Below are 24,221 nucleotides of genomic sequence, written 5' to 3' on the forward strand. Positions count from 1 at the left end.
GTTATGCCTCCGCCGCCTCCAGATCCGCGGCGTTTGCGAGCGCTTCGAGCTTATCTTCGAACTTGTTCACCGGGAGATAGAACGTTTCCGTGTTCGCCGTCGCGTAGACGGTGTCGTAAGCAGTGTTGGTCTGCTGCTCGAACCAGTCGATTCGGTCCCGGATCGTTTCGGGCGACTCGACGAGCGTGTTCTGGCCGTCGACAACGCCAAGCGCCACGTCGTCCTTGGTGCCGTACTCCTGCACGTTGTAGACGGTCTGGTCGTGGTTCGCAACGAGGTCGAAGCCGATGGCGTCCACGTCGGCGTCCATCAGGTGCGCGTAGGCCTTCTCCTCGATTGCGCCCCAGTAAGTGTGAGCGACGACCTCGGCGTCGGCGGCTGAGGCGACGGCGTCGATTGCTTCGGCGGCGCGCTCGTCCTCGCCGTCGGCGGGTGCGTTCTCGACCAGCGACGGTTCAAGCAGGAACAGCGTCTCGACATCCGGGAAGGCGTTTACTTCCTCGACGAGGAAGTCGGCGATAGCATCGAGGAACGCGGCGTCGTCACCGTAGTGCTCGTCCGTCGCGAGGTCCGCAAGCGAGTACGGCCCGGGGAGTACGGCCTGAAGGCCGTTGTCGACGTGCTCGGCGGCCGCGCCGAGGTCTGCGGCAACGTCGCCGCCGTCAGCACTCAGGTCGCCCTGTACGACCGGCTCTCGGTAGAAATTGTTGTTGTCGTAGTAGCGGACGATGCCTTTCGTCTCCACGCTGTCGTGGACCGCGAGCGGGTGCGCAAGCATGTCGTCCCAGCGGAGTTGGCCCTCGACCACGCGGTCGAGCCCGGCGTCCTGCTGGATGGTGATGACGTTCTCGCGGGCCTTGTCGTAGGCCGCGACAACCTCACCGGATTCGTCGCCCGAGATGAGGTCGGTCTTCTGATGGCCCTTCAGATCTGCCAGTTCGTCCTTGGCCCAGTCCGGGAGCGGAAAGAGCCCAGGGGTCGTGGCGATTACCTGTGTCATTGCCAAGGAGTAGTCAATGACGGGCTTTAATATTTCCTATTCACTAAAATGCTTAACAGTAATCAATCTCGATAGAACCGCAGGACGACGAGGGCCTCGTATGGGTGTTTCTCACTCGCAAGCTGCTCGCTCGCCAGCCCGTGTTCGCTCGCGTACGCTCGCACTGCAGCCGGGTCCGTGAGACTGCTGACGAGCATGAGTGCTTCGCCGCCCGGAGCCAGCACGCGCTCGACAGTTTCGAGAAACGGGTCGACGAGTCGCCGTCCGTCGTCGCCACCCGACAGTGCGTGCTCCATCCAGTCGTCCCACTCCTGTTCGGGCGGCGTCGGCAGGTACGGTGGATTGAACGCGACAAGGTCGAAGGCGTCCGCCCGGAACGGCTCGACGAGGTCGCCGCGAACGACCGGGACGCCGTTCTCGGCCGCCTCTCGACAGGCCAGCGGGCTCACGTCGACGCCCACCGCCTGTGCCCCGGCGTCGGCAAGCGTCGCGGCGACATAGCCGGAGCCCGTCCCCACATCGAGGACGGTATCACCCGCCTCGACTCGCTCGCGGGCCGTCCGGGCCAGCAGGTCCGAATCCTCCGCTGGCTGGTACACCGACTCGACGCCCCGCTGGTCGGCCAGCGAGGGGCGGCTGCCGGAACCGTCGCCCCCGTCGCCGCTGTCGTTCGCCTCTTCACCCATCTCAGGCCTCCGGCTGCCCGACCTCGTACGCGAGTGTCGCCAGCGTGGCGAAGTCGGCCGGCGTGAGCTTCCCGGCGCGGGCGCTCATGAGGTCCTCGTCGGCGGCCTCGACCACCGCGTCAGGGTCGCCCAGCCCGGAGATGTGGGCCGTGTTGCGGACGGCGTTGCGCATCGTCTTCCGGCGCTGGGTGAACACTGCCTTCAGGAAGTCCATGAAGAAGTCGTCGCTGGGGACGGTGTAATCCGGGGTCCGCGGCATCGTCCGGACGAGCGCACTCGTCACACGAGGCTGGGGGTCGAACGCTTCCGGCGGCACCGTCTCGACGACCTCCACGTCGGCGTAGTGGCCTGCCGTAACCGACAGCCGCCCATAGTCGTCCGTCGCCGGGTCGGCGGCCATCCGCTCGGCGAACTCCTGCTGGAACATCAACAGAAGCGGGCGCTGTTCCGGCAGCAACCGAAACGCGATCTCCGAGGATGCGCCGTAGGGTAAATTCGAGATGCTGGCGGTGAAATCGGGTACGTCAACTTCAAGCGCGTCACCCTCGACGATAGTGAGCCGGTCCGCCGCGACTTCCTCGGTAAATTCCTCGCGGAGATGGGCCGCGAAGTCCGGGTCGCGCTCGACTGCAGTCACCCGCTCGGCCGTTGCGAGCAGGCGGTCGGTCAGCGCACCCGGGCCTGCGCCGATCTCCAGAACGTGCGAGAGGTCTATGTCCGCATCAGTCGCGTATTCCGGAATTCGGTCCAGTACCCGGTCGTCGACGAGGAAGTGCTGGTCCTTCCGGGTGTCGGCCCGTTTGCCGGCCCGCCGGACAAGCGCGTCGGGGTCCCGAGTCCCTGTCTCAGTCGTAGTCATTAGCGAGCCGTAGCGGGTCGCGGTAGAAAAGGGTCGCCTTGTGCTGGTGGCCCTACCCTAGCTGCTTGCAGCCGACAGTGTTACGAGGACTGTTCCTCGCGCCGGACGAACAGCCGGTACTTCAGGTCGTCGTCCTGTAGCTCTTCAAGTATCCGCTCGACAAGCGTCTCCTTAGGGCTGTGGAGGCCGCTGACGCGCTCTTCGAGGTCTTCGAAGCTCTCGAAGGGCTTTCGCTTTCGCTCGTCGAGAATCGTGTTCCGGAGTTTCTTCCCGATGCCCGGCAGGAGGTTCAACTGGTGGAGTCGAAGCGTGATCGGCTGGGCGTCGTTGTAGAAGTCGACGAAGCGCTGTTCGTTCGCCTCGACAACCTCCTCGACGGCGTAGTCGAGCTCCGAGCGGGCACCGCTCGGAATATCCTCGAACTCGACTTCCGTCACGCGACCGAACTCTGTCAGATCAATGCGGTCACCGAACGCGATATCGGCATCCTTGTCCGCAAGCTGCAGCTCGTAAATGTAGAACTCATCGATGTCGAGCGCGTACGCGAGCGGCTCCTTCTGGTGCTGTGGCCGGTCGTCTCCAGGCCGCCCGTGCGGGAGGACATCGAGGACAGCCGCCATCATAGTGTCGCCGCCGCTCTCCGATTCAGTCATGTCAGGCAGTACGAGCACAGCACACTTAATGCCGGTGGATGCCCCCAACCGCTTCACGGGACGCCGTCGCTCTCTTCGTGTTCGGTTCGACGGCAGCGGAAAGCGACCACTGTTCGCGTGGCTGGTCGTTGTCGAAATCAGAGAAAGAGCGGCGGCAGCCGAACTGACGGCGTCGTTACGCGTACTGCTTGACGATGTTGATTATCTCGTCGAGTTCGTCGCCGTCGAGCGTGTACCGCTCCTGAGCGAACACGGCCCGGAGCTCGTCGCGGTCCAGCGGCCGGAGGTTCGCGATCTTGTAGGCCGTCGGCGTGTCGACCTTCTCGAGCTCTTCGAGCTCTTCGACCAGCTGCAGCGACTCCTCGGGGTCGAGGAGGGCAAACCGGTTGACGTGCTCGATAGCCCGCTTGAGCTCGTAGCGCATCTCGCGGTCCTCGTCCGCGGCCCGCTCCATCTCGAGGTCTTCGAGTATCTCCTTGGTCTCCGCGACCGTCAGGAACTCCTCACTGACTTTTTCTTTGAATATCGTCATTCTTGCCGGCGCAGGTGCGCAGCGGTGACGATGATGGTCTTCTCTTTGCCACCGTCAACGATATCGACCTTGTAGGCGTCACCCTGCTTCCCCTCGACGGTTCCGGTCTGGCCGTCAAACCGCGGGTGGAAGCGCCCGTTCGGCACGGACGGGTCAATCTTGAGGTGGACTTTCTCGCCGTCGTCGAACTCTTCGACGGCGCGCTGGGGCGGCGAGGTGCCGCGGTCGCGTGGCTTGTTCTTGAGCTTGCCTCGTGTTCCTTCGAGAGGTCCGTTTGAACTAGGCATTCTTGCTCTTCGCTAATCCGGTCGCCCTAATAAAACGTGCGTTCCGTGACTGTCGCCAGCCACGCGTTTGCAGTTGCTACGGAGCCGAGTAGAAAACGACAGCGACGAGTCGATTACAGGCGACCGGTGCTCTCGATGGAGACCGACTCGACGTCATCGACGTTCGCAAAGGCCTCTTCGACGGCTTCCGTGCCACCAGTATCGTCAGGGACGATGACCGTTGGCGTCAGCGCGACGAGGCCGAAGGCGACGTCCTCGCGCTCGAATCCGTTGATCTTCGTTCCTTCGGGAAGCACGCCCTCGAGACGCTCCTGCAGGTCGTCGAGGTCGACTTCGGGGCTCTCCGGCATGACCTTGATCTTGGCTGCTACTTTCCCCATTGTTATGGCCCCATGAAACCGCAGTCCGGGCATTTGTAGAGGTTGCTCTGCTTCCGGCAGGTGGCACAGCGGTAGATCTGCTGGCCACAGTCCGGGCACTTGAACGCGGCGGCGTTCGTGCCGGCGATGTTGATGCCACACGAGACGCACTTGCGCGCCTGTTTCTGTTGGCTCTCGCTCATACCACTCCGTATCCGACCGCGGCTTTTAACGATTGCCAAACGCGACCGCCACCGCGAGTGGCTGCCATGGCCCTAGTTCCCGGGCAGAATGTCCCCGAGCGCGGCGCCGATCGCCATCGGGACGAACGCCACGGCACAGATACAGGCCGATTCGTAGACGACCGCAGGGTCGGTCGACCACTCGACTAACCCCCACCCAGTAAGGAGCGCGACGGAAACGACAAGTGCCGTTCCGGTGACGCCGACAAGCCGCCGCGGCACGACCCCTAGTATCCGGTTCGCCACTCGAACGTCCTGAAAGTCGGCGACGTACAGAATTGAGATGACTAGCCCGATTGCGATGATGACTGTCGCGGCGAGATACAGCGGGTGCTGGGCGATGTGAAGCCCAGCATCCACTGTCCCGCCTTCGACGGCCATCGGAATCCCGAACAACAGCGAGCCAAGCAATGCTTCCGCGAGGTCGGACCGCCCGAAGCCCCAGACGACCCGACCAAAGGTCGCAGGCTCGTGGTCCTGTGAATCGGCGGCCGCACGCATTGCATCCCGGACCTGCCGTCGCTCGTCTTCGGAGTCGACGAGCTGTTCTAGCTCCTGAAGTTCGTTGAACAGCGTCGCGAACTCGTCGTCCTCCCTATCCGGTTCGGCCGGGGGGTCCTCCTGCGTGCTCATCTGAGATCGGGCTCGCTATCTCGCGTTGGCACGTCTGGGTCCGACTCGGCACCAGTCGTCGGTGTGCCGTCTTCCCAGACGTAGAATCCCTCGCCGGTGACTGCGCCGCGTTGCCCGTCTGCGACCTTCTGTCGGAGCAGCGCCGGGGGCGCAAACCGTTCATCAAGCCGTTTGGAGAGGTCTTCGAGCGCTGTGAGCACCGTTTCCAGCCCGTGGCGGTCGGCGCGGACGAGTGGCCCGTCACGGTCCGACTCCCCGCGCTCGAACGTCCGGTCGATGTCACGAATCCCGGCGACGCCATCTTCGACCATCCGGATCGCTTCGGCGATGGCAGCGAGTTCGAGGCGGAGCGCGGCGAACCCTGGTGTGTCTCGCACGACGACTGGCGACGCGTCCAGACTTTCGACGAAGTCAGTGACGCGGTCGCGGGTCGCCGCCGTCGTCTGCTCGGCGATGACGACCTCGACGATAGCGCCGTCTGGCGGGTCGACGAGGTTGAGGCCAACGGCACGGTCCGGGCTCCGCAGGCCAGTAGCGACGGCAGTCACCGACAGTGACGTGTCGCTGACGGCGATGATCGTCTCGTCCTCGACCATGGTCTCAGTTTCGGCGACCACCTCTCGATGGCTCTCCGTCCCGCCATTGGTTGCGTCGATGACGACATCGCTGCCGCTGACGGCGCTTTCGAGTCCGGTGGTTCCGTCGATACCGGCCGAGAGGTCCCTGTTGAATGCGCGCCGGATCTCGTCGACCCGGTCCATCACGTCCGACGCATCCGTTCCCTGAAGACGCACTTCGTGGCCCGCACGGACACATCGCTGTGCGACATCCCGCCCCCGCTGTCCGGTTCCGAGTACGGCCACAATCATGACAGTACCACCGCACTCCCGGCGTTAATCCTTTACGCCGCGGTCTGTCGCGGTCCGCCTCTGGTCTGTACTGCTTGTGGGCTGGATAGCGAGGCCGGAGCGACGGCAGTACGCTTTTTTCGACACCGGCTGTATCGCCGCGCATGGACATTGGTGTACTGACGGTCCCGCTGGGCGGACAGTCACTCGACGACGCGCTGGCGTATCTCAGCGACTTAGGCGTCGACGCGGTCGAACTAGGGTGTGGCGGCTTCCCCGGCGACGACCACCTCGACCGGCAGGCGTATCTCGACAACGAGGAGAAACAGGCCGAACTCGAGGCGCTTTTAGACGAACACGACCTCCGGGTGAGCGCGCTGGCGACACACAACAATCCGCTTCACCCGGACGACGAGCGCGCCGCAGAGGCCGACCGGGAACTCCGGGAAGCGATCCGGTTAGCCGACCAGCTCGACGTGAACACCGTCACGGGGTTTTCGGGGCTGCCCGCGGGCGGACCTGACGATGAGGTCCCGAACTGGATTACCGCCCCGTGGCCGACCGAGCACGCCGACGCCCACGAGTACCAGTGGCGCGTCGCCGACGAATACTGGTCGGACCTCGCGGCCCATGCGGGCGCACACGACGTAGATGTCGCCATCGAGATGCATCCCAACATGCTGGTGTACGAACCCCGCGGGCTGCTGGAGTTGCGCCGCCGGACGAACGACCGCATCGGCGCAAACTTCGACCCGTCGCATCTGTACTGGCAGGGTATCGACGTGACCGAAGCCATCCGCCTGCTCGGTGAGCACGACGCCATCCACCACGTCCACGCCAAGGATACGAAAGTGTACGAGTCAAACGCCCGCGAGAAGGGCGTGCTGGACACCGCGCCGTACACGGACGAGGCAGACCGGTCGTGGCTGTTTCGCTCAATCGGCTATGGCCACGACGAATCTCACTGGAAAGACGTCGTGTCGACGCTGCGGATGGTCGGCTACGACGGTGCACTTTCTATTGAACACGAGGACTCGCTGACCAGCGCCCGCGAGGGGCTGGAGAAGGCCGTCGACGTGCTCGACCGCGCTGTCTTCGAGACCCAGCCCGGCGACGCTTACTGGGCAGAGTGACCGGGTAGGGCCGACAGTACGGCATTTTCGGGCACGTACGCTTCTCCGTCGCTGTGAGGGCAGCTTCTTTATTATACAACATGAGATAAGAACCACAAACAATGAGTGAAGAACACGACGAGCCAAATTGGCTTGATGCAATGCGGTCGGAACTGGAGCGGTATAAAGATCAGTACGACGAGGTCGTGCTCACTCTGGACGAACTCTATGAGTTCTCTGAGCACCGGCTTTCTTCGCAGTTTCCGGATAACGATCATGTGAGAGCAAAGATTCGACAACAACTCCAGCGCCTGCGCGATCAAGGGGAAGTTGAATTCCTTGATGATCAGGGTACGTACCGAATCAACGCTGGGAACGACTCCAATAAAATAGACTGAGCTGGATTCATCCACCAGCTGAATATCAGTCCCGACTGATCTGTCAAACCCGATTTGCATTTGCTGTCTATTCGAGATATACATTCCACATTGATCGGACAGGCGCTATTGGCGGTGAATGTTCACAACGACTGTTAAGTACTGTCTGTGAGATACTACGACTGGATTCCCGTATCCAGTGACACTATATGGACATCGAACTCACCCACAAACCCTCGTACACACACGTCCGCGTCGACCTCGACAGCGGCGAATCGATACTCGCGGAACCCGGTGCGATGGTCAGCCATTCGCCGACCATCGAAATCGAAACGACGACCAGCCGGGACGGCCTCCTCAGCTCCGCGAAGTCGATGCTTGGCGGCGAGTCGCTGCTCGCAAACGAGTTCACCGCCAGAGGCGGTCCCGGAACCGTGACGCTCGCGCCGCCGACGCCCGGTGACGTCCACCACCACGAACTCACGGGCGAGACGCTGTACGCCGTCGACGGGGCGTTCCTCGCGTCCGACCCCGGCATCGACATCGACTCCGAGTTCGGCGGTATCAAATCGCTGCTGGCCGGCGCGAGCATCACGCCGCTGGCGCTGAAAGGGACCGGGAACGTCCTCATCGAGGCCTTCGGCGGACTGGAGACCGTCGAACTCGACGCTGGCGAGTCCTACACAATCGACAACGACCACGTCGTCGCCTGGGAGGAGTCAGTCAACTTTGACGCCCACCGCGTCGGCGGGCTGAAGTCGACGCTGCTCAGCGGCGAGGGCCTCGTGATGGACTTCACCGGCCCCGGAACAGTCTGGTACCAGACCCGCGGCCTCGCCTCGTTCACCTCGGCCATCGCGGACGCGCTGCCCGGAACAGGTGACAACGACGGCAATTCAACCGGTATAGACGACTTCATCTGACTGTCGAAAGCCCGCCGGAGAACAGCTCCCTTCAGGAGAGCGCTTGCGTGATGTCCGTCGACGACACCATGCCGACGTAGTCCTGATGCTCGTCGATGACCGGGAGGTGCTTGATGTCGTAGGTCGTCATCATCGCGGCGGCCTCGCCCAGTTCGAGCGAGGTCGTCACCCGCTCGACCGGCGACGTCATCACGTCGCCGACGGTCGCCGACGAGAGGTCCTTCCCGCTTGCGACGGCATCAACGATGTCGGTGGTGGTGATGATGCCCGCCTCTGCCCCCGGCACGAAGATGCCGTTGATGTTCTGCGCTTGCATCTGCGTTGCGGCCGCTTTGACGGTTTCGTCGGCAGAAATCGTCTCTAACGGCGTCGACATGATATCCTCGATACGAACGGTCGTTTCAGTGGCCATGGAGTATCAACACGGGCATCCGGTTTTGGCTTTTCCCTCGGGGCGGCCCGCTGCCCTGCCGTCACCATGAGCGTTATTTCGGCTCCGAGTGAACAGCCGGGTATGACCCTCGATATCGGTATGCTCGGCTACCGCTTCATGGGCAAGGCCCACGCAAACGCGCTGGACCGCCTGCCCATGTTCTTCCCCGAAGCGCCCGCCGTCAACAAGGACGTGCTCGTCGGCCGCGACGAGGACGCGCTGGCCGACGCGGCCGACCAGTTCGGCTTCGACCGGACTGCAACAGACTGGCGGGCTATCGTCGACGAGGTAGACGTGTTCTACAATCTCGGCCCGAACCACGTCCACGCCGAGCCGTCCATCGCGGCGCTAGAGGCCGGTACGCCGACGTTCTGCGAGAAACCGCTTGCGCCCACGCTCGATACGGCTGAGGAAATGGCCGAGGCCGCTGCTGACGCTGATGTGCCCGCAGGCGCGGCGTTCAACTATCGGTTCGTCCCGGCCATCCAGTACGCGAAGGGGCTCATCGACGACGGCGTCCTCGGGGAGATTCACCACTTCCGCGGGCAGTACCTCCAGGACTGGCTGGTCGACCCCGAGGCCCCGTGGTCCTGGCGCAACGACGAGGAGATGGCCGGCAGCGGGGCGCTCGGCGACCTCGGGTCGCACACGGTCGACCTGGCCCGGTTCCTGCTCGGCGACGCCGCCGGCGAAATAACAGACGTGAGCGGCCATCTCCGGACGTTCACCGAGGAGCGCCCTGTGGAGGGCAGCGACGAGACGCGCCCGGTGACCGTCGACGACGCCTACAGCGCCCAGATTGCCTTCGAGAATGGGGCGATGGGAACGCTGGAAGCGTCGCGGGTCGCCAACGGCCACAAGAACGCTCACACCATCGAAATCGAGGGGTCGAAGGGCGCAATCAAGTTCGACCTCGAACGGCTGAACGAACTGCAGGTGCTCACCGAGGGTGACCGCGGCTTCCAGCAGGTGCTTATCACCGACGAAGACGACCCCTACGTCGACCACTGGTGGCCCCCCGGCCACGTCATCGGCTGGGAGCACACGTTCGTCCACGAGAATTACGAGTTCCTCTCAGCCGTGGCCGATGGCAGGCAACAGGAGCCGTCCTTCGCCGACGGCCTCGCCGCACAGCGAGTCCTCGATGCTATCGAGCGAAGTGACGACCGCGGCGAGCGGGTCAGCCTGTAGGGCCGCGAACCGAAACCCCCTTTCGGCGGCCACTGGTAGGTCCTGCCATGCTCTCTATCGCGCTGGCCGGGAAGCCGAACGCCGGCAAGTCTACTTTCTACAAGGCGGCGACGATGGCCGACGTGGACGTGGGGAACTACCCGTTCACGACCATCGACGCCAACCGCGGGGTCAGCCACGTCCGAACGGACTGCCCCTGTCTCGACCGGGAGGAACGCTGTGGTGATGATAACTGCCGGGACGGCAAGCGCTACGTCCCGGTGGAGCTCATCGACGTGGCCGGCCTCGTTCCCGGGGCACACGAGGGGCGCGGCCTCGGGAACCAGTTCCTCGACGAGCTGTCGACCGCCGATGTGATCCTCAATGTCGTCGACGCCTCTGGTGGGACTGACGCCGAGGGCGAACCCGTCGAAGTCGGCGAGCACGACCCTGTCGAGGATGTCCACTTCGTCGAGGAGGAGATGGACCTGTGGCTCGCCAGCATCGTCGAGCGCAACTGGGAGTCAATCGAACGGCAGTCCCGGTCGCCGGATTTCAAGCTCGACGAATCGCTCGTGGATATGCTGGCCGGCGTCGGGGCCTCCGAACTCGACGTGGCACGGACGCTCCGTGACCTAGAGTACCCCGAGGACCCCATCGCCTGGACCGACGAACACCGCGAAGCACTGGCGACAGAGATACGCCAGCGGACGAAGCCGCTCGTCGTCGTCGCGAACAAGGCCGATATCGCTCCGGAGGGAAACATCGAAGCCCTGCAGGAAGCCGCCGACGTGGTCATGCCCGCGACCGCCGACGGCGAACTCGCGTTGCGCAACGCCGCACAGGCTGGCGTCATCGACTACGACCCGGGCGACCCGGACTTCGATATCGTCGGCGACGTGAGCGACCAGCAACGAGAGGGGCTGAACCGCATCCGTGGCGTGATGGACGACTGGGGCGGCACCGGCGTTCAGGGCGCTCTCGACACCGCCGTCTACGACCTGCTCGACCATCTGACGGCCTACCCTGTCCAGAACGAAACGCACTGGACCGATGGGCAGGAGAACGTCCTCCCCGATGCATTCCTGCTGCGACAAGGAGCAACCCCGAAAGACCTTGCGTACGCTGTCCACTCGGACATCGGCGACGGCTACATCCACGCCGTCGACGCCCGTGAGAACCGGCGCATCAGCGATGAGACGGAACTTGAGGAGGGAGCGGTCATCAAAATCGTCAGCGACGCGAACTAAGCGCGCGGACGGCGCTACAACCGCCATCTCGGCCACCTATTTCGGCAGCAGGTCCCGAAGCGTTGCCCGAATATCCTCGCTCCCGGGACTCTGTGGCACTTGCCCGAGCACGTCCTGACCGAGTCGCTCTGTCGTCGCACCGACTGAAAGCCTGTCCAAGAGCGACCCGTATTTTAGCGCCAGTCGCGGCGACACGTCGAACAGCAGGTCACGCTTCCCGATGAGCGAATGGGTTATCGACAGAATTTCGACGGCGTTGTCGACGTACTGCTGTCTGGCGTCGTCGTCACCGTAGCCAGCCAGCGCAGCCAGCAGGAACTGCTCCAGTTCGGCCTCGCGGTCGTGGAGCGCTGGCGGGTCCGAAAGCATCGTCGTCCCGTCGGGCCGTTCCGGGAGCATGCTCCGGCGGGGCGCATACGAGAGGACCGCACCGGTGGTCGGCGTGGTCGCGGCGGGCAGTGGTACTGCCAGCCGCTTCGAGGGGGTCGTATCGGTGAAGACGACGTGGAGGTTCGCCGGTTCGCCGCGCACCGGCTCGTCCCAGCCGTCGGGAGTATGCGTGTAGCCGCGTCGGAGCGCCTCCCGGAGCGTTCGCTGAATCCGTCCGCCGTCGCCCTGTAGGTCCAGATGGAGTACAACGGGGCTGTCACCGCTCTCGTCAATGAGAGACCACAGGGCCGGAAGCGCGTCCGCAGCGCCGGCGGAGAGTTCGTAGCAGGCCGCGCCCTGCTCTGCGGCTAGCAGTCGGGCGAGCGTACTGCCGCGCCAGCCAGTCAGGTCGGCCACGTAGAACCATGGGAGGGTGTGTATCGGGCCGACTGCGGCGTCGCCGGCCGCCGTGTCGATAGTTGGCGGGACCGTTTCGAGATAGCTATCAATAGTCGCTAGTTCGGGGGCGAAATATTCGGTCGTCGCCGGAGGGAGGTCGGTTGTCCGGCGACGATGGTCGTCGACTGAAGCCATAGTCTGTGTAGGCCCGAGTACCGGAAAACGGTGACGAGAGAGCGACTGACAGTGAGTCGAACATTCGCGACAGGCATGTGCGTCCCGACAGCCTCTGATTCTGAAGTCACTCTTGCCCGACGAATCGGTCCCTCTCTCCCGCACTCCGCTCCATTGCCGTTGCCGGCCGACGAAGGGAAACCCGTTTTTTGCCCCGTCCCGAATCAGGCGTATGAACGTACGGACGATAGCTGACCTTGGTCCCGACGAACGGGCCGCTTTCTTCGACCGCGACGCCGGTGTCGACGCCGTCAGAGACGATGTCCGCGATATTGTCTCGCAGGTCCACGAGGAGGGCGACGTGGCGCTGCGGCGCTTCGCCGAGGAGTTCGACGATGTCTCCGTGGGTAACATCGACATCACGGACGCCGCCGAGCGGGCCTACGAGGAAATCGACGACGACGTGCGCGAGGCCATCGAAGACGCTGCGGCGAACATCCGCGCGTTCCACGAGCGACAGGTCCCCGAGGACTGGCGTGACGACTTCGAGGGGCGTGAACTGGGCCGCCGATTCCGCCCGCTCGACAGCGCTGGGGTGTACGCCCCCGGTGGCACGGCGGCCTATCCCTCCAGCGTGCTGATGGGCGTCATCCCGGCGAAGGTCGCTGGCGTCGAGCACGTCGCCGTCGCCACCCCGCCAGCCGAGGAGGTCAACCCCGTAACGCTGGCCGCTATCCACGTCGCCGGTGCTGACGCCGTCTATCAGGTCGGCGGCGCACAGGCCATCGCAGCACTGGCCTACGGGACCGAAACCGTCAGCGCGACGGATATCGTCGTCGGCCCCGGCAACCGCTGGGTCACAGCAGCGAAGGCCGAGGTCCGTGGCGACGTGGCAATCGACTTCTTGGCCGGCCCCTCCGAAGTTATGGTCGTCGCCGACGGCGACGCGGACCCGGAACTGGTCGCGGCAGACCTCGTTGCACAGGCCGAACACGACGAGAACGCCTCTGTCGTCGCCGTCACCGACGACGCGGACCTCGCCGAGCAGGTCGTCGATGCCGTTGACGAGCAAGCTGACGGCCGGGAGCGCGAGGCAGTCATCCGCGCCGCACTGGACAACGACGCATCTGGCGTCCTCCTCGCTCGTTCGATGAGCGAAGCCGTCCTCTTCGCCGAGGAGTACGCCGCCGAACACCTCTCGATTCAGGCCGCTGACGACGAATCGCTCCTCGAACGGATCCCCTCCGCCGGGTCCGTGTTCCTCGGCCCGTACAGCCCCGTTGCAGCCGGCGACTACGCGACCGGGACAAACCACGTCTTGCCGACCGGCGGCAACGCGCGGGTCACCGGCGGTCTCTCTGTAGACACGTTCGTCCGGTCGACGACAGTCCAGCGCCTCTCCGAGGATTCGCTGGGCGACATCGCGGACACGATTACGACTCTCGCCGAAGCCGAAGGGCTGGACGCCCACGCTGAGAGCGTCCGCAAACGGTTCGAGTAGCTGCCACACCGGACAGCACAGTGGCTGTCGATATATCGGTGTGAGTCCGTCGGTACTCCGTGCTTTCGTCAGATGCGTGGGTAGGACCACGCCGCGTCTGCGTTGCTGCCGGGTCACCGAATAGCCTGCAGCATAAGGTGCTTGATTTTACAGGTATCGATACCTATTGCGCCCGGTGTATGCGTAATTCGCAACCCAGAAACAACATACCCGGAACGAAGAGATACAACTATAACATATCAATATTATAAAGTTTTAATCGGCGTCTGGGGCGGCAGTTAGGCATGAGGCCTACGGACCTCCCTGAAATAGACACAACAGCACAGAACCGGCGAACGTTCATGCAGCGAACTGGCGGCGTTTCGCTGGCGGCTGTGCTCGGACTGTCTACAAGCGCCAGTGCGATGGTGGACGACGACGGCAACTTCGAATCGGACCCGTACACGTTAGGGATCGCATCCGGTGACCCGCTCCCTGACTCTGTCATCATCTGGACGCGGCTCGCCCCGAACCCCCTCGAAGCGGACGGTGCGATGCCCAGTGAGACATTCAGCGTCGAGTGGACGGTCGCCACTGACGAAGGAATGAGCGATATCGTTAACACCGGGACCGCCATTGCCGAACCGGACCACGCGCACACTATCCACGTCGACGCAGACGGGCTTGAACCCGCTACCGAGTACTACTACCAGTTTGCGTGCCGCGGTGAGACGAGTCCGATTGGCCGGACCAAGACCGCGCCCGCCGCCGGCGCGTCCGTCGACGCGTTTCAGTTCGGCTTTGCTTCATGTAACCGCTGGGTCGATGGCCACTACACAGCATTTGGGCAGATGGCTGAAGACGAGCTTGACCTCATCGTCCATCTGGGAGACTACATCTACGAGTACGGCATCGATGTTTCAGAATCACCGCGCGAAAAGTCGCTCCCACAGGAATACAAGAAGGAGACGACGGATCTTGACACCTACCGACTCCGTTACGGCCTCTACAAATCAGACCCGAATCTGCGAGCCGCTCACGCCAGCGCCCCGTGGCTCGTTACTCGCGACGACCATGAGGTCGACAATAACTGGGCAGGGAACGTTCCGCAGGACCCCGACAAGCAATCTACTGAGGCGTTTATACAGCGCCGCGCGGCGGCATTGAAAGCGTACTACGAGCATCTGCCGTTCCGGATGGACCAAAAGCCCGACGACGCCAGCCAGAAGCTCTACAGATACTACGAGTTCGGTGACCTGCTCGATTTCAATGTCCTCGATACGCGGCTCTATCGGTCCGACCAGGCCTGTGATGACGTGTTCAATAAGGTCGACTGTGCGGAGCGCTTCGAGGAGGACCGAACCATCCTCGGGGACGCACAGGAGGAGTGGTTGCTTGAGAATCTTTCGGCCACTGAGACGACGTGGAACGTGCTGGCGAACCAGCTTCCCTTCGCGACGATGGACTTCAAGCAGGGGCCAGAAGAAGGGTTCCGGACAGAGCAGTGGGACGGCTACGTCCCCGAGCAGAATCTGGTCAAAACTGCGTTTGAGGAGGACGCCAACAACCCGGTGGTCATCACCGGTGATTTCCACTCTCACTGGGCGAATACGCTTATCAGTGCCAAAGACGGCTCCAGTGAACCAGTTGGCGCGGAGTTCGTCGGGACATCAATCTCGTCGGGCGGGAACGGCACCGACATGGACGACTTCGGTCGCTACGTCGTCACAGAGAACGACAACGTAGAGTACTACAACAATCAGCGCGGCTACGTCCGCTGTACGGTCACGCCTGACAACTGGACGACGGAGTTTCAGGTCTTAGAGTACGTCGACGAACCCGGTGCGCCGATGCGAACGGATGCAACAGTCGAACTCACCGCAGGCCAGCCCGGCATCCCCGATGACAACCCGTTGATCCTCGCCGACTCTATCGCCGTCGGCAACGGCAAGAACGGGACGGCAGAACTGACCGGCCGCTGGCTGGAGACAGGACTCTCAGGCGCAGCGATGACTGTCACTATTTCTGACCCCGAAATCGCAACGATAACAGGTGTGACAGTCGCTGACCCATTCAGTATCTCCGAGACGGACGTTGCCAGTGATGGAGCGTCCGCCGATATCCGGTTTGCCGATGTGGAAAAGAACGCCCAGTCAGTTGTCGGTGGCACTGACACGCGACTTGCCACGCTCGACATCCGCGGACAGAGCGCCGGAACGGCCGACATCGAAGTGTCGGTCGACAGGCTGGATGACGACAGTGGTACTGCGCTCGTAGCGAACACGGAACTGGGTGTTGTCATCGTCGGCCCGCCGCCGGTCACCGGGAGCGACGAGCCGACCGACCCCGACGGCGACGGCCACTTCGAGGATGTCAACGGCAACGGGCGAGTTGACTACGATGACATCCAGCTGTTGTTCGACAATTTCGACGATGACAGCGTCGCGCTCAATAAGGCCGCATACGACTTCAACGAGAACGGCAAGCTCGAATACGACGATATCGTTACGCTGTACAGCGAGGTCAACTGAATGGGGGGCGTTCCCCCTGTGCCGGCGTCACTGTTAACACGTTCGGGCGTCCACGTAAGTGTATGAGCAGCACAGCGGACGACGGCGACCCGAACCTCGGGGGCGAAGACGTCGCCGTCACCGAGCAGGCAGCGGGAGAGGCACTGGACCTCCTCGAAAGCGAAGGCATGGATGTCGAAGAATCTGGGCTCCGTCTGTACGTCCAGCAGGGCGGCTGTGCCGGACTCTCCTATGGGATGCGGTTCGAACACGCACCCGAGGAAGACGACGAGGTGTTCGAGCGCAACGGGCTCCGCGTGTTTGTCGACGACGCCAGCATCGACTACATCGAGGGGTCAGTCCTCGACTACGAGGGTGGCCTGCAGGGAGCCGGGTTCCACGTCAAGAACCCGAATGTGGTTAGCGAATGCGGCTGTGGCGAGTCCTTCCGGACGTAGCTACGCTTCGAGCTCGAACGCCACGACGACCTCGGCCTGGTACTCGCGGCCCTCGACGCTAGCGATCTCGACGCCGAGTTCCTCCACTTCCACCCATTTGAGATTGTCCAGTGTGGCCTCCGCGCGCTCGATAGCATCGTCGGCGGCTTTGTCGAAGCTTTCCGAACTGGTCCCGATGAGTGTGATCTTTTTGAAAACCATCTGCGTGCTATTCGTTCACACAGATATGTGATAAAAGTACGGACAGGTCACTGCGACTGCCGGTTCAGCAGTGTCTCGACGTGACCGACCACGTCAGTGAGGTGTGCTGTCCCCCAGATAGCCACGATAATGGCTCCGATAGTATCAAACACGAGATCGAGCATCGTGTCGGTGAGCCCGAACTGTGTCAGAATCGTGTCGTTCCCGGTCGCCGAGGCAGCAAGCGTAATCGAGAACTCGATGACCTCCCAGAACACGCCGAAGGCCATCACGAACAGGAGGAGGAACACGAACATGAACCGCGAGGGAATCGAGATCTCGTCAGTGTGCTCGTCGAGCGCACGAACGGTCGTGTACCCGACCGCGGCGACAACTGATGACGAGAGGGCGTGGGTGAAGTGGTCCCACCACCAGATAGTGACGTAGAAATTCTCCTCGGACCCCGGGAGGCCAACAGTCCCGAGCGCGTGGAAGAACGCCGCCGAGGTAATCCACAGCGTCAGCGCGGGGTCGAGTGCAATGCCGTAGTCCCGCTCCAGCAGCGCCGGGAGTTGCGTGACGAGGATGGCGACGCCTGAATTGACGATGATGCCGACGTTTCCCCGCTCGATACCAACCGCGAAGAGGCCGATGAGAGCCAGTGACAGACTTCGCGAGAGCCGTTGCTGTGTCGCCGTGCTGATGCTGAAGCGGTCACGGACCCTCATAGGTCAGGCTGGACCTCCTCGGGGACGCGGCTGGTCCCAGCCTGCCGGCGGACGTAGTACGCGAAAACCACCCCGGCACCGATGCCGGCGATGGTCGATGCGACGAACTCCCACATTACCGCTTCCTCGATGACGTGTTCGGACACCGTCGGATCGAGGATGAAGGTGGTCCCGAGAAACTGGTCGGCTACCCAGCGGACCACGGCCCAGACGCCGGCGGTAGCCATCGTGGTGATGGCCACAAAGACGACGGCGAACCGGGGCGTCATCCGGACAGGGGTAAAGAGCTGGAGTTCGACGGCGAGAATGAGCGCGATGGCGGCAACCGAGAGATACGTCGCGAGATTACCGGTCATCGAGAGCGTCGCAAACAGCCGGCCGACAACGGGTGACGCCGCCAGCAAGAGGATTTCCCAGGGCAGCATGGCGTCCCGGTTGCGCAATAGAACTGGCGGAAAGAGCGCCAACGCCGCAACGACCGCCGCGAATCCGGCCCACAACAGGTCGGCCTGAACGGCACTTGTCACTGACACGGCCGCGAGCATAGCGACGATGCACCACGCCGCGAGGGCGTTGACGCGCTCGTCCCGGAGCAACCGCGCTACGTCTCGGCTCATATTGGCTGGTGCATCCCGACTGGAAAAACCCTATCGACCGATATTGGCGGAGGGATTGTTTCAGATGGCCCCGTACGCCATGGCGTACGCGAGCGCAGCGATGGACACTGCCGCCAGCCCCGTCACGACGGTCTCCAGCCAGTCGACACCGTCGCTGAAGGGCCGAGTCGGCGCGCCGACGACGCCCAGTGCGAGGACGCTGAACACGAAGTGCGCCGACTGTTCGAGCGTCGGTGCGGGCATGAACAGGACGGCTGCTGCATACCCCAGTCCCAGCGCTGCCCGCGGACGGACGAGCCCGGTCAGCGTGTAGCCGCGGAGGTGGACGTACGTCCACACGGCGAGCCACACCGTCGCAAGTTCGATAGCGAACGCCGCCAGAAGGTGCGTGGTCGGGTCGGGGTGGAGCATCACCCGCTCGGCGACGAGTGTCACGTCGAAGGGGTAGAAGAACGGGGGCGGGCCGCCGGTGAAGAGGTCGCCGAACGGGTGAGTAAGGAGTCCCAGTAGCGCCAGCCCGGTCACCGTCCGGGGGCTGACATCGCGGGACTGTGCGACTGTGGCGACACCTAGTACGGCCAGAACGAACACGAGCATCACGAGTCCTGCGATGGGACCGCTGACTGCGCCCGTGAGAACGGTCAGTACGGCGCCGATGGACAGCGACCCGATTCGGCCAGTCCGTGAGTTACTTGTCCAGAGGCCGGCCGCGATGGCGAGTGCGGCCCCCAGCAGGAGTGAGTGTGTCGGCCCACGGTGGACGACGTTCGCTGTTTCCCAGAAGCCGTCGGCCGTCAGGTTCTCGGCGGCCCCGACGAGCAGCCCGAAGGGGGCGTAGACGATATCAACGTCGGGAACTGCGGCGAACAGGCCGGCGATGACGCCCAACTGGACCGCTCGCTCACGGGAGAGCCCAAGCCACCACGCGGCGAGGGCGCCGAGGGCGAACGCAAGTAGCGCGTGGCCGACGAACATACGTCGAATATGATGTCGATAGGCTTAAACACCACGTGTGAACGGGTAGCGCGGCCCTCACCCTCGCTCAGGACTCGGACTCGACTTTCGTCCAGCGTTCTTCGATGGCCGCGTTGGCCCTGACAACGGTGTCACCGTCGACGCGGAACCGCGTCTTCCGGAGTTCGATGGCGGCCACCTCCCCGGTGGTGTCGCCGGCTTTGACGGTGTCGCCGGGGTTGAAATCGGGGTCACGGAGGAGGTAGACGCCGGCAACAGCGTCCTTGATCATCTCCGAGAGCGCGTATGAGACGCCAAGCGCGAGGAATCCGGTCGCAGTTCCGAGAGACGCGGCGATGGCGGTCAGGCCGACGATAGAAAGGAACGACAGCGCTACGCCGAACCACAGGAACACGAGTACGATCACCGACAGAAACTGTCGGTACACGGGGGATTCGCCGGGCAGCGACCGTTTCAGAACGGCCCGGACAACGAACATGATCGCTTTGATGCCTACCGCAGCGATCGCAAGAAAGACGAACGCGGTTATGAGGCGCGGAAGTGCGTCAACAACGTTCGTAACTAGCTGTTCGAGCGCTTGATTGATGACACCGACTTGCACGCCGGATGGTGAAGGGAGAGGCCCCTAAGTGTTGGCGTCAGCCGACATGGCTGTATCGCCGGGGTGACGGACCACCTCGTAGTCGCCGTCCTCAGTAATCCCGATGACAGCCCAGTCATAGGATACGTCCTGCCGATTGAGGCGGCGGCTGAGGTGCGTCGCATCGTCGGTGCGTGTGACGAAACAACGCAAGTCGCCGCCCTCTGGTATCGGGTCCTGCGAGTCGAGCACTGAGACAGTGACGACGCGCCAGTCGCGTTCCGCTCGCAGTTCGGTGCCAGTGCGCGACACGGTGTATCCGAGGTCGTCGAATATCGACCGGGCCTGCTCGTCGAGTGATGTGGTAACGGCCCCCATCTGAGATCCAGTACCACTGGCTATCTGATAAACGTTCCCACTGGCCATGCTGTTGACAGTTCGCCTGGGGAAACGGCCAGGGAAACAAACGAAATCGGCAGCGCTACCAGTGAGACAGGGACGCTTGGTGGGTGATTCGACTCGGCACAGGGGCTGGGGTAGACCTAGCTCAGTGGCCGGCGTAGGCAGTTCGGCCGCGCAGGCCGACTACTACTCGTGAGCGGCGTCCCACTCTTCGGCCTTGCGGAGGTTCGAACAGTCGTTACAGCGGATGCGTCCCATCGAGTCCATCGCGTTGTTGAACGTCTCGCAGTTGCTACAGAAGTAGCCCCAGCGGCGCTCGCGGTCGGCGTCGCGGTAGACGACGTAAAACGCGCCTTTCGTACCGGTGTCGCCGTCGCTCCGGTCGACGTACAGCGTCTCTCCATCGGGACCGTCGAGTGCGTCCATACGGACTCATGACGCGCCAGCGGCTAAATCACTGCGGAAATCATTAATGGCTGGTTCCCCTGCACTACGGGTGTGAGTCCCCGGATCATCCACTACTCCGACGTGGAGAAAGCGTACGATACACCCGAGCGAATCGGGCGGTTTGCGGGGACAGTCGCCGCCGCTGACGGCCCGGATGCGCTGGTGGTCGGCACCGGAGACAACACCGGTCCGGGAGTGCTGTCGCTGGTCACCGACGGCGAGCAGTCGCTCGACCTCTTCACCGCGCTGACGCCCGCGTTCGAGACGCTGGGGAACCACGATTTCGACCACGGACTCGCGATGACGCGGGAGATTATCGCACGGTCGCCACAGACGTGGCTGACTGCGAACGTCGAACAGGACGGCGAGCGGTTTGCCAGACGATTGACCCGACCGTGGGCGAATCGGACCGTCGACGGAGTGCAAGTCGGCTTCGTCGGTGTCACCAGCCCGGACACGGCCTCGGCCAATCCACAGGCGACGACGCTGACGTTCACAGATCCCTTCGAGGCTGTCAGCGAGGCGGCCACAGCGCTTCGGGACGCCGGGGCGGAGGCTGTTGTCGTGCTCTCACATCTGGGCCGGATTGACGAGAAACTGGCCCGTGCCTGCGACGTGGACGTAATCCTCGGCGGGCACGTCCACGAGCGCCGCATCGACCGTCTCGACGGGACGCTGCTCACCAGACCAGGAGCCAACGGCCGGACCGTCGTTGAGGTCGACCTTGCCGGACCGGAACCGACTGCACAGTTCCGCGAGACAGCTGATGGCCCTCTCGATGACCGCGTCGCGGCGGCAATCGAAGACAGGCTCTCCGCAGCGGGACTGCACGAGGTTATCGGTCACGCCGCCGACCCAATCGACCGTAGTCAGGCGACGACCTACGGCGGCGAGTGTCGGCTCGGCAACCTCGTTGCGGACGCGTACCGATGGGCGACGGGCGCAGATGTGGCCCTCCAGAACAGCGGCGGTCTCCGAAACGACACGGTTCCGCTCGATGGGGCGCTGACGGTCGCCGATATGGTTTCTGTCGTCCCCTTCGAGGAACCCCTGACAGTCGCCGAACTGACAGGGGCGGAGCTCCGGACGCTGTGTCGACAGGGGAGCGGGCAACAGGTCGCGTTCGGCGAGCCGGACTGGTGGCACGCCCATTTCAGCGGCGTCGAACTGGTCTGGAACGATGATACACAAATCATCGAGCGACTGCAGGTCGACGGGCGACCGGTCCGCGACACCGAGACGTACACGCTCGCGACGAGTAACTACCTCTACTACACCGAGCTGGAGTTCCCCGTCCTCACTGAATCACACCGGGTCAGCGTCGCTGACGTACAGTACGAGGCGCTGGCCGACTACGTCCGCGAGACGGACATCGCCCCGGCGGTCGACGGACGACTCACTCGTCGCTAGCGATTTAAACCTCGGCGCGGTACGTTCCGCCGATGCCACAGGTCGTCGTCCCGGTCAGATACCCACTCTCGGAGAACTCCCGAGCCACGCTCGCGGAGGCCATTCAGATCGCCGACGCGGAAGATGCGGACCTCACCGTCCTCCACGTAAATCTATACCAGAATAGCCACCACGTCGACCGGACAGAGCTCAAACGCGCCGTCGAGCAGGCGTTCGGCCACGTCCCGCGGACGCGGTACGTCGTCCGGTCGGGGATGCTGGTCGAAGAGACGATCCTCGATGAGGTCGCTGCACAGGACGCCGATATCGTCGTCATCGGGAGCAAACAGGCGAGTCGCTGGCGACAGATGATCCGACGGCTGGTCGACGACCCCGATGTCGAACAGTTCCTTCGCGAGGAACTCGACTGCGAAATCGTCACCGCCCAGCCGGATGCCCAGTCCAGCCGTCACTCGTCGCCGAGTTCATCGGGATCCTGACGCGGCGGGACCGGCGCGTCTCCGGTGGCCGTGTGGGACCGGTCAACGCCGTCAAGCCCGCCCAATCCGTTGGTGAGTGAGACGTTCATCTCCCCGCTGGTGTCGTCGAAGTACAGGTGGGAGTGTGGATAGGCGATTTCGACATTTGCGTCTTCGAGCCGCCGCCAGACGTTCGTCTGGACTCTCGAGCGGGCAGCAAGCAGCTTGTACGGTTCGGTCACCCAGTACCGTAATGTCAGCAACACGCCGTGGTCGGCGAAATTGTTGATATACACCGTCGGCGAGGCGGGGTACCGGGCCGCACCGACGCGGATGTCCGGCCCGCCGGAGATGACGTTGTCCACTTCCCGGGCCGCCGCTTCGATGAGGCTCCGCGCGACGGCGATGTCACTCTCGTAGGTGACCATTACGTCAAGCGACAGCCGCGTTCGTGAGTCCTCTGCCGAGTAGTTGACGACATCCCGCTGGCGAATCTCCCCGTTGGGGATGACGAGAAACGTGTTGTCAAGGGTGAACACTTTGGTGTGTCTGAGTGTGATATCTTCGACGAACCCTCGCTGGCCAGTGTCGGCGAGTTCGATCATATCACCGATCTCGTATGGCTGGTCAGCCAGCAAGAAGACGCCAGAGATCAGGCCCCCGAGAATCGGGGCCAGCACGACACCAACCACGGCAGAAAACACAGTGACGGAGAGTGCAATATCACCCAGTTGCAGACCGTAAATGCCCAGAATGGTCAGCAACGCGAAAATGTACACACCGGCACGGATGCCGCGAAGCGCTGTTCGAGTGAGACTTGGCCGCCGGAACTGCTGAGCGACGCGCCGACCCAGAAGACGGACGAGAACGCGGGAAACGACAATTGCCAGCCCGATGACGATCAGGGATTTCCCGATGTTGGCAATCCACATCGGGATTTCGAAGGGGAGCAATCCACCGATGTCAGTGGCTACCTCTGTCGCCACTTCCGTCGCGGCTTCGGTCGGCGTCGGAGTGGGTGTCTGCAACGGCCAGACAGGGCCAAAACGCATGACATGGAATCAATCCTGCCACGAGAAAAGGATTCCCCTCCCGAACTACTTAGCCATCTCACTCCGTTTGAGATAATATGTCTTCAGATGACATCTCGGTGGTCCTCTCAGACGACCGACCACCGGTAGATACGCTGGCAGTCGGTGTCTCTGAGTACGGCCTGGCCGGCCTCACAGCCGTCGATTATCTCGCTGACCAGCACTCGATGCGCGAAGTCGGCCATCTGCGGACGTCGGAGCCGCCGTTCAGTACCCCTTTCGATAACGGGACCCCGAGACATCACACACGGCTGTATGTCGATAAGGCGTCGTCGTTTGCTGTCTTAGTGGGTGAGCGGTTCGTGCCGCCGGCTCAGGCCGGATCGCTCGCTGGCGCAATTGCGACCGCGGGGAGAAAACTGGGGGTTTCAGACATTACGATGCTCACCGGCGTCCCCATCGCACACGGCCCGGACGACCACGTCCCGTTCTACATTGCAACGCCGATGTATCTGCCGCGTTGAATAGCGATCTAATCGGCGGTTATCACGGGTTAGAAGGACGAAGCCGAGGAAATCAATTCTGGCTATGGAAGTCGATCTCCTCGACTTCGTTGAGCAGTGTCGGCAGCTAGTCAAA

The 24,221-nt window shown here is 63.1% G+C and carries 31 protein-coding genes; 11 read left to right on the forward strand and 20 right to left on the reverse strand.

Annotation, left to right across the window (positions count from 1 at the left end; genetic code table 11):
• Position 1 precedes the first annotated feature (1 nt).
• The 10 genes from G9463_RS14145 to G9463_RS14190 all read right to left on the reverse strand — a co-directional run bounded on the left by G9463_RS14145 (position 2) and on the right by G9463_RS14190 (position 6,120).
• A complete protein-coding gene (locus G9463_RS14145; protein ID WP_127013451.1) occupies positions 2-1,000 on the reverse strand; it encodes a 5-methyltetrahydropteroyltriglutamate--homocysteine methyltransferase in 999 nt (332 codons plus the stop codon).
• A 62-nt stretch (positions 1,001-1,062) separates the two neighbouring features.
• Positions 1,063-1,686 carry a HemK2/MTQ2 family protein methyltransferase gene (locus tag G9463_RS14150; RefSeq protein WP_165897060.1) on the reverse strand — a complete coding sequence of 208 codons (624 nt, stop codon included), beginning with the start codon at positions 1,684-1,686 and terminating at the stop codon, positions 1,063-1,065.
• A gap of 1 nt (position 1,687) precedes the next feature.
• On the reverse strand, positions 1,688-2,545 hold the full coding sequence (locus tag G9463_RS14155; RefSeq protein WP_165897061.1) for a 16S ribosomal RNA methyltransferase A: 858 nt from the start codon (positions 2,543-2,545) through the stop codon (positions 1,688-1,690).
• A gap of 80 nt (positions 2,546-2,625) precedes the next feature.
• Positions 2,626-3,198, reverse strand: coding sequence for a DUF655 domain-containing protein (locus G9463_RS14160; RefSeq protein WP_004962808.1), 573 nt, complete (start codon positions 3,196-3,198; stop codon positions 2,626-2,628).
• A 175-nt stretch (positions 3,199-3,373) separates the two neighbouring features.
• On the reverse strand, positions 3,374-3,730 hold the full coding sequence (locus tag G9463_RS14165) for an RNA polymerase Rpb4 family protein (RefSeq protein WP_004962807.1): 357 nt from the start codon (positions 3,728-3,730) through the stop codon (positions 3,374-3,376).
• On the reverse strand, positions 3,727-4,017 hold the full coding sequence (locus tag G9463_RS14170; RefSeq protein WP_004962804.1) for a 50S ribosomal protein L21e: 291 nt from the start codon (positions 4,015-4,017) through the stop codon (positions 3,727-3,729). The genes G9463_RS14165 and G9463_RS14170 overlap by 4 nt, the downstream gene beginning before the upstream one ends.
• A gap of 113 nt (positions 4,018-4,130) precedes the next feature.
• The gene (locus G9463_RS14175; protein ID WP_004962801.1) at positions 4,131-4,397 is read right to left on the reverse strand and encodes an elongation factor 1-beta; all 267 of its coding nucleotides are present in this window, start codon (positions 4,395-4,397) and stop codon (positions 4,131-4,133) included.
• 2 nt (positions 4,398-4,399) lie between these two features.
• Positions 4,400-4,579, reverse strand: a complete 180-nt coding sequence (locus tag G9463_RS14180; RefSeq protein WP_004516620.1) for an HVO_2753 family zinc finger protein — start codon at positions 4,577-4,579, stop codon at positions 4,400-4,402.
• 72 nt (positions 4,580-4,651) lie between these two features.
• Positions 4,652-5,251 carry a DUF2391 family protein gene (locus G9463_RS14185; protein WP_165897062.1) on the reverse strand — a complete coding sequence of 200 codons (600 nt, stop codon included), beginning with the start codon at positions 5,249-5,251 and terminating at the stop codon, positions 4,652-4,654.
• Positions 5,248-6,120 (reverse strand): 3-hydroxyacyl-CoA dehydrogenase family protein, encoded by an 873-nt coding sequence (locus G9463_RS14190; RefSeq protein ID WP_165897063.1) that lies wholly within the window; start codon positions 6,118-6,120, stop codon positions 5,248-5,250. The genes G9463_RS14185 and G9463_RS14190 overlap by 4 nt, the downstream gene beginning before the upstream one ends.
• A 143-nt stretch (positions 6,121-6,263) precedes the next feature.
• On the opposite strand from G9463_RS14190, the gene G9463_RS14195 reads away from it, so the two are divergent.
• From G9463_RS14195 to G9463_RS14205, 3 genes are all read left to right on the forward strand, one after another.
• The gene (locus G9463_RS14195; RefSeq protein WP_004962791.1) at positions 6,264-7,232 is read left to right on the forward strand and encodes a sugar phosphate isomerase/epimerase; all 969 of its coding nucleotides are present in this window, start codon (positions 6,264-6,266) and stop codon (positions 7,230-7,232) included.
• Positions 7,233-7,333: 101 nt separating this feature from the next.
• Complete coding sequence (locus G9463_RS14200) at positions 7,334-7,609, forward strand: hypothetical protein (protein WP_165897064.1); 276 nt, start codon at positions 7,334-7,336, stop codon at positions 7,607-7,609.
• 188 nt (positions 7,610-7,797) lie between these two features.
• Positions 7,798-8,511 carry a TIGR00266 family protein gene (locus G9463_RS14205; RefSeq protein WP_165897065.1) on the forward strand — a complete coding sequence of 238 codons (714 nt, stop codon included), beginning with the start codon at positions 7,798-7,800 and terminating at the stop codon, positions 8,509-8,511.
• A gap of 31 nt (positions 8,512-8,542) precedes the next feature.
• On the opposite strand, the gene G9463_RS14210 is transcribed toward G9463_RS14205, so the two are convergent.
• Positions 8,543-8,923, reverse strand: a complete 381-nt coding sequence (locus G9463_RS14210; protein ID WP_004962786.1) for a cyclic nucleotide-binding/CBS domain-containing protein — start codon at positions 8,921-8,923, stop codon at positions 8,543-8,545.
• Between the two features lie 102 nt (positions 8,924-9,025).
• Between G9463_RS14210 and G9463_RS14215 the strand changes: the two genes are divergently transcribed.
• Together G9463_RS14215 and G9463_RS14220 are read left to right on the forward strand one after the other, a co-directional pair.
• Positions 9,026-10,135, forward strand: coding sequence for a Gfo/Idh/MocA family protein (locus G9463_RS14215; protein ID WP_165897066.1), 1,110 nt, complete (start codon positions 9,026-9,028; stop codon positions 10,133-10,135).
• 47 nt (positions 10,136-10,182) lie between these two features.
• Entirely contained in the window at positions 10,183-11,364 is a 1,182-nt protein-coding gene (locus tag G9463_RS14220) for a redox-regulated ATPase YchF (protein ID WP_165897067.1), read from the forward strand.
• Between the two features lie 36 nt (positions 11,365-11,400).
• On the opposite strand, the gene G9463_RS14225 is transcribed toward G9463_RS14220, so the two are convergent.
• On the reverse strand, positions 11,401-12,327 hold the full coding sequence (locus tag G9463_RS14225; protein ID WP_165897068.1) for a hypothetical protein: 927 nt from the start codon (positions 12,325-12,327) through the stop codon (positions 11,401-11,403).
• A gap of 211 nt (positions 12,328-12,538) precedes the next feature.
• Between G9463_RS14225 and hisD the strand changes: the two genes are divergently transcribed.
• The 3 genes from hisD to G9463_RS14240 all read left to right on the forward strand — a co-directional run bounded on the left by hisD (position 12,539) and on the right by G9463_RS14240 (position 16,754).
• Entirely contained in the window at positions 12,539-13,807 is a 1,269-nt protein-coding gene (gene hisD / locus G9463_RS14230; protein WP_165897069.1) for a histidinol dehydrogenase, read from the forward strand.
• 284 nt (positions 13,808-14,091) lie between these two features.
• Positions 14,092-16,317 carry an alkaline phosphatase D family protein gene (locus G9463_RS14235; protein ID WP_240150044.1) on the forward strand — a complete coding sequence of 742 codons (2,226 nt, stop codon included), beginning with the start codon at positions 14,092-14,094 and terminating at the stop codon, positions 16,315-16,317.
• A 62-nt stretch (positions 16,318-16,379) separates the two neighbouring features.
• Positions 16,380-16,754 (forward strand): iron-sulfur cluster assembly accessory protein, encoded by a 375-nt coding sequence (locus tag G9463_RS14240; RefSeq protein ID WP_004962771.1) that lies wholly within the window; start codon positions 16,380-16,382, stop codon positions 16,752-16,754.
• On the opposite strand, the gene G9463_RS14245 is transcribed toward G9463_RS14240, so the two are convergent.
• The 7 genes from G9463_RS14245 to G9463_RS14275 all read right to left on the reverse strand — a co-directional run bounded on the left by G9463_RS14245 (position 16,755) and on the right by G9463_RS14275 (position 20,662).
• Positions 16,755-16,955, reverse strand: a complete 201-nt coding sequence (locus tag G9463_RS14245) for a dodecin (protein ID WP_004962769.1) — start codon at positions 16,953-16,955, stop codon at positions 16,755-16,757. It lies immediately after the preceding gene.
• A gap of 47 nt (positions 16,956-17,002) precedes the next feature.
• Positions 17,003-17,662, reverse strand: a complete 660-nt coding sequence (locus G9463_RS14250) for a hypothetical protein (protein WP_007188371.1) — start codon at positions 17,660-17,662, stop codon at positions 17,003-17,005.
• Positions 17,659-18,279, reverse strand: a complete 621-nt coding sequence (locus tag G9463_RS14255; protein WP_121302729.1) for a hypothetical protein — start codon at positions 18,277-18,279, stop codon at positions 17,659-17,661. Before G9463_RS14255 ends, G9463_RS14250 begins: the two co-directional genes overlap by 4 nt.
• Positions 18,280-18,339: 60 nt before the next feature.
• A complete protein-coding gene (locus G9463_RS14260; RefSeq protein WP_007188373.1) occupies positions 18,340-19,254 on the reverse strand; it encodes a metal-dependent hydrolase in 915 nt (304 codons plus the stop codon).
• A gap of 67 nt (positions 19,255-19,321) precedes the next feature.
• Entirely contained in the window at positions 19,322-19,855 is a 534-nt protein-coding gene (locus G9463_RS14265; protein ID WP_004962758.1) for a mechanosensitive ion channel domain-containing protein, read from the reverse strand.
• Positions 19,856-19,879: 24 nt separating this feature from the next.
• The gene (locus G9463_RS14270; protein ID WP_004962755.1) at positions 19,880-20,212 is read right to left on the reverse strand and encodes a hypothetical protein; all 333 of its coding nucleotides are present in this window, start codon (positions 20,210-20,212) and stop codon (positions 19,880-19,882) included.
• A gap of 210 nt (positions 20,213-20,422) precedes the next feature.
• A complete protein-coding gene (locus G9463_RS14275; RefSeq protein WP_004962750.1) occupies positions 20,423-20,662 on the reverse strand; it encodes a DUF5816 domain-containing protein in 240 nt (79 codons plus the stop codon).
• Positions 20,663-20,734: 72 nt separating this feature from the next.
• On the opposite strand from G9463_RS14275, the gene G9463_RS14280 reads away from it, so the two are divergent.
• Complete coding sequence (locus tag G9463_RS14280; protein ID WP_165897070.1) at positions 20,735-22,093, forward strand: bifunctional metallophosphatase/5'-nucleotidase; 1,359 nt, start codon at positions 20,735-20,737, stop codon at positions 22,091-22,093.
• A gap of 32 nt (positions 22,094-22,125) precedes the next feature.
• Positions 22,126-22,572 carry a universal stress protein gene (locus G9463_RS14285; RefSeq protein ID WP_049938738.1) on the forward strand — a complete coding sequence of 149 codons (447 nt, stop codon included), beginning with the start codon at positions 22,126-22,128 and terminating at the stop codon, positions 22,570-22,572.
• Here G9463_RS14285 and G9463_RS14290 read toward each other — a convergent pair.
• On the reverse strand, positions 22,542-23,603 hold the full coding sequence (locus tag G9463_RS14290) for a mechanosensitive ion channel family protein (RefSeq protein WP_011222938.1): 1,062 nt from the start codon (positions 23,601-23,603) through the stop codon (positions 22,542-22,544). The genes G9463_RS14285 and G9463_RS14290 overlap by 31 nt on opposite strands.
• 77 nt (positions 23,604-23,680) lie before the next feature.
• On the opposite strand from G9463_RS14290, the gene G9463_RS14295 reads away from it, so the two are divergent.
• Positions 23,681-24,106, forward strand: coding sequence for a PAC2 family protein (locus G9463_RS14295; protein WP_240150045.1), 426 nt, complete (start codon positions 23,681-23,683; stop codon positions 24,104-24,106).
• Positions 24,107-24,221 lie beyond the last annotated feature (115 nt).

Origin of the sequence: Haloarcula sp. JP-Z28 (genome assembly GCF_011440255.1) — an archaeon.
GTDB lineage: Archaea > Halobacteriota > Halobacteria > Halobacteriales > Haloarculaceae > Haloarcula > Haloarcula marismortui.

Bases quoted from the DNA above. Each gene is read 5' to 3' on its own strand.
- G9463_RS14195 (WP_004962791.1), top strand. From the start codon at position 6,264: ATGGACATTGGTGTACTGACGGTCCCGCTGGGCGGACAGTCACTCGAC.
- G9463_RS14250 (WP_007188371.1), bottom strand. From the start codon at position 17,662: ATGAGGGTCCGTGACCGCTTCAGCATCAGCACGGCGACACAGCAACGG.
- G9463_RS14260 (WP_007188373.1), bottom strand. From the start codon at position 19,254: ATGTTCGTCGGCCACGCGCTACTTGCGTTCGCCCTCGGCGCCCTCGCC.
- G9463_RS14150 (WP_165897060.1), bottom strand. From the start codon at position 1,686: ATGGGTGAAGAGGCGAACGACAGCGGCGACGGGGGCGACGGTTCCGGC.
- G9463_RS14205 (WP_165897065.1), top strand. From the start codon at position 7,798: ATGGACATCGAACTCACCCACAAACCCTCGTACACACACGTCCGCGTC.
- G9463_RS14225 (WP_165897068.1), bottom strand. From the start codon at position 12,327: ATGGCTTCAGTCGACGACCATCGTCGCCGGACAACCGACCTCCCTCCG.
- G9463_RS14190 (WP_165897063.1), bottom strand. From the start codon at position 6,120: ATGATTGTGGCCGTACTCGGAACCGGACAGCGGGGGCGGGATGTCGCA.
- hisD (WP_165897069.1), top strand. From the start codon at position 12,539: ATGAACGTACGGACGATAGCTGACCTTGGTCCCGACGAACGGGCCGCT.
- G9463_RS14255 (WP_121302729.1), bottom strand. From the start codon at position 18,279: ATGAGCCGAGACGTAGCGCGGTTGCTCCGGGACGAGCGCGTCAACGCC.
- G9463_RS14215 (WP_165897066.1), top strand. From the start codon at position 9,026: ATGACCCTCGATATCGGTATGCTCGGCTACCGCTTCATGGGCAAGGCC.
- G9463_RS14285 (WP_049938738.1), top strand. From the start codon at position 22,126: ATGCCACAGGTCGTCGTCCCGGTCAGATACCCACTCTCGGAGAACTCC.
- G9463_RS14245 (WP_004962769.1), bottom strand. From the start codon at position 16,955: ATGGTTTTCAAAAAGATCACACTCATCGGGACCAGTTCGGAAAGCTTC.
- G9463_RS14210 (WP_004962786.1), bottom strand. From the start codon at position 8,923: ATGGCCACTGAAACGACCGTTCGTATCGAGGATATCATGTCGACGCCG.
- G9463_RS14295 (WP_240150045.1), top strand. From the start codon at position 23,681: ATGTCTTCAGATGACATCTCGGTGGTCCTCTCAGACGACCGACCACCG.
- G9463_RS14165 (WP_004962807.1), bottom strand. From the start codon at position 3,730: ATGACGATATTCAAAGAAAAAGTCAGTGAGGAGTTCCTGACGGTCGCG.
- G9463_RS14200 (WP_165897064.1), top strand. From the start codon at position 7,334: ATGAGTGAAGAACACGACGAGCCAAATTGGCTTGATGCAATGCGGTCG.
- G9463_RS14155 (WP_165897061.1), bottom strand. From the start codon at position 2,545: ATGACTACGACTGAGACAGGGACTCGGGACCCCGACGCGCTTGTCCGG.
- G9463_RS14145 (WP_127013451.1), bottom strand. From the start codon at position 1,000: ATGACACAGGTAATCGCCACGACCCCTGGGCTCTTTCCGCTCCCGGAC.
- G9463_RS14180 (WP_004516620.1), bottom strand. From the start codon at position 4,579: ATGAGCGAGAGCCAACAGAAACAGGCGCGCAAGTGCGTCTCGTGTGGC.
- G9463_RS14290 (WP_011222938.1), bottom strand. From the start codon at position 23,603: ATGCGTTTTGGCCCTGTCTGGCCGTTGCAGACACCCACTCCGACGCCG.
- G9463_RS14235 (WP_240150044.1), top strand. From the start codon at position 14,092: ATGAGGCCTACGGACCTCCCTGAAATAGACACAACAGCACAGAACCGG.
- G9463_RS14270 (WP_004962755.1), bottom strand. From the start codon at position 20,212: ATGGGGGCCGTTACCACATCACTCGACGAGCAGGCCCGGTCGATATTC.
- G9463_RS14170 (WP_004962804.1), bottom strand. From the start codon at position 4,017: ATGCCTAGTTCAAACGGACCTCTCGAAGGAACACGAGGCAAGCTCAAG.
- G9463_RS14220 (WP_165897067.1), top strand. From the start codon at position 10,183: ATGCTCTCTATCGCGCTGGCCGGGAAGCCGAACGCCGGCAAGTCTACT.
- G9463_RS14240 (WP_004962771.1), top strand. From the start codon at position 16,380: ATGAGCAGCACAGCGGACGACGGCGACCCGAACCTCGGGGGCGAAGAC.
- G9463_RS14175 (WP_004962801.1), bottom strand. From the start codon at position 4,397: ATGGGGAAAGTAGCAGCCAAGATCAAGGTCATGCCGGAGAGCCCCGAA.
- G9463_RS14160 (WP_004962808.1), bottom strand. From the start codon at position 3,198: ATGACTGAATCGGAGAGCGGCGGCGACACTATGATGGCGGCTGTCCTC.
- G9463_RS14185 (WP_165897062.1), bottom strand. From the start codon at position 5,251: ATGAGCACGCAGGAGGACCCCCCGGCCGAACCGGATAGGGAGGACGAC.
- G9463_RS14275 (WP_004962750.1), bottom strand. From the start codon at position 20,662: ATGGACGCACTCGACGGTCCCGATGGAGAGACGCTGTACGTCGACCGG.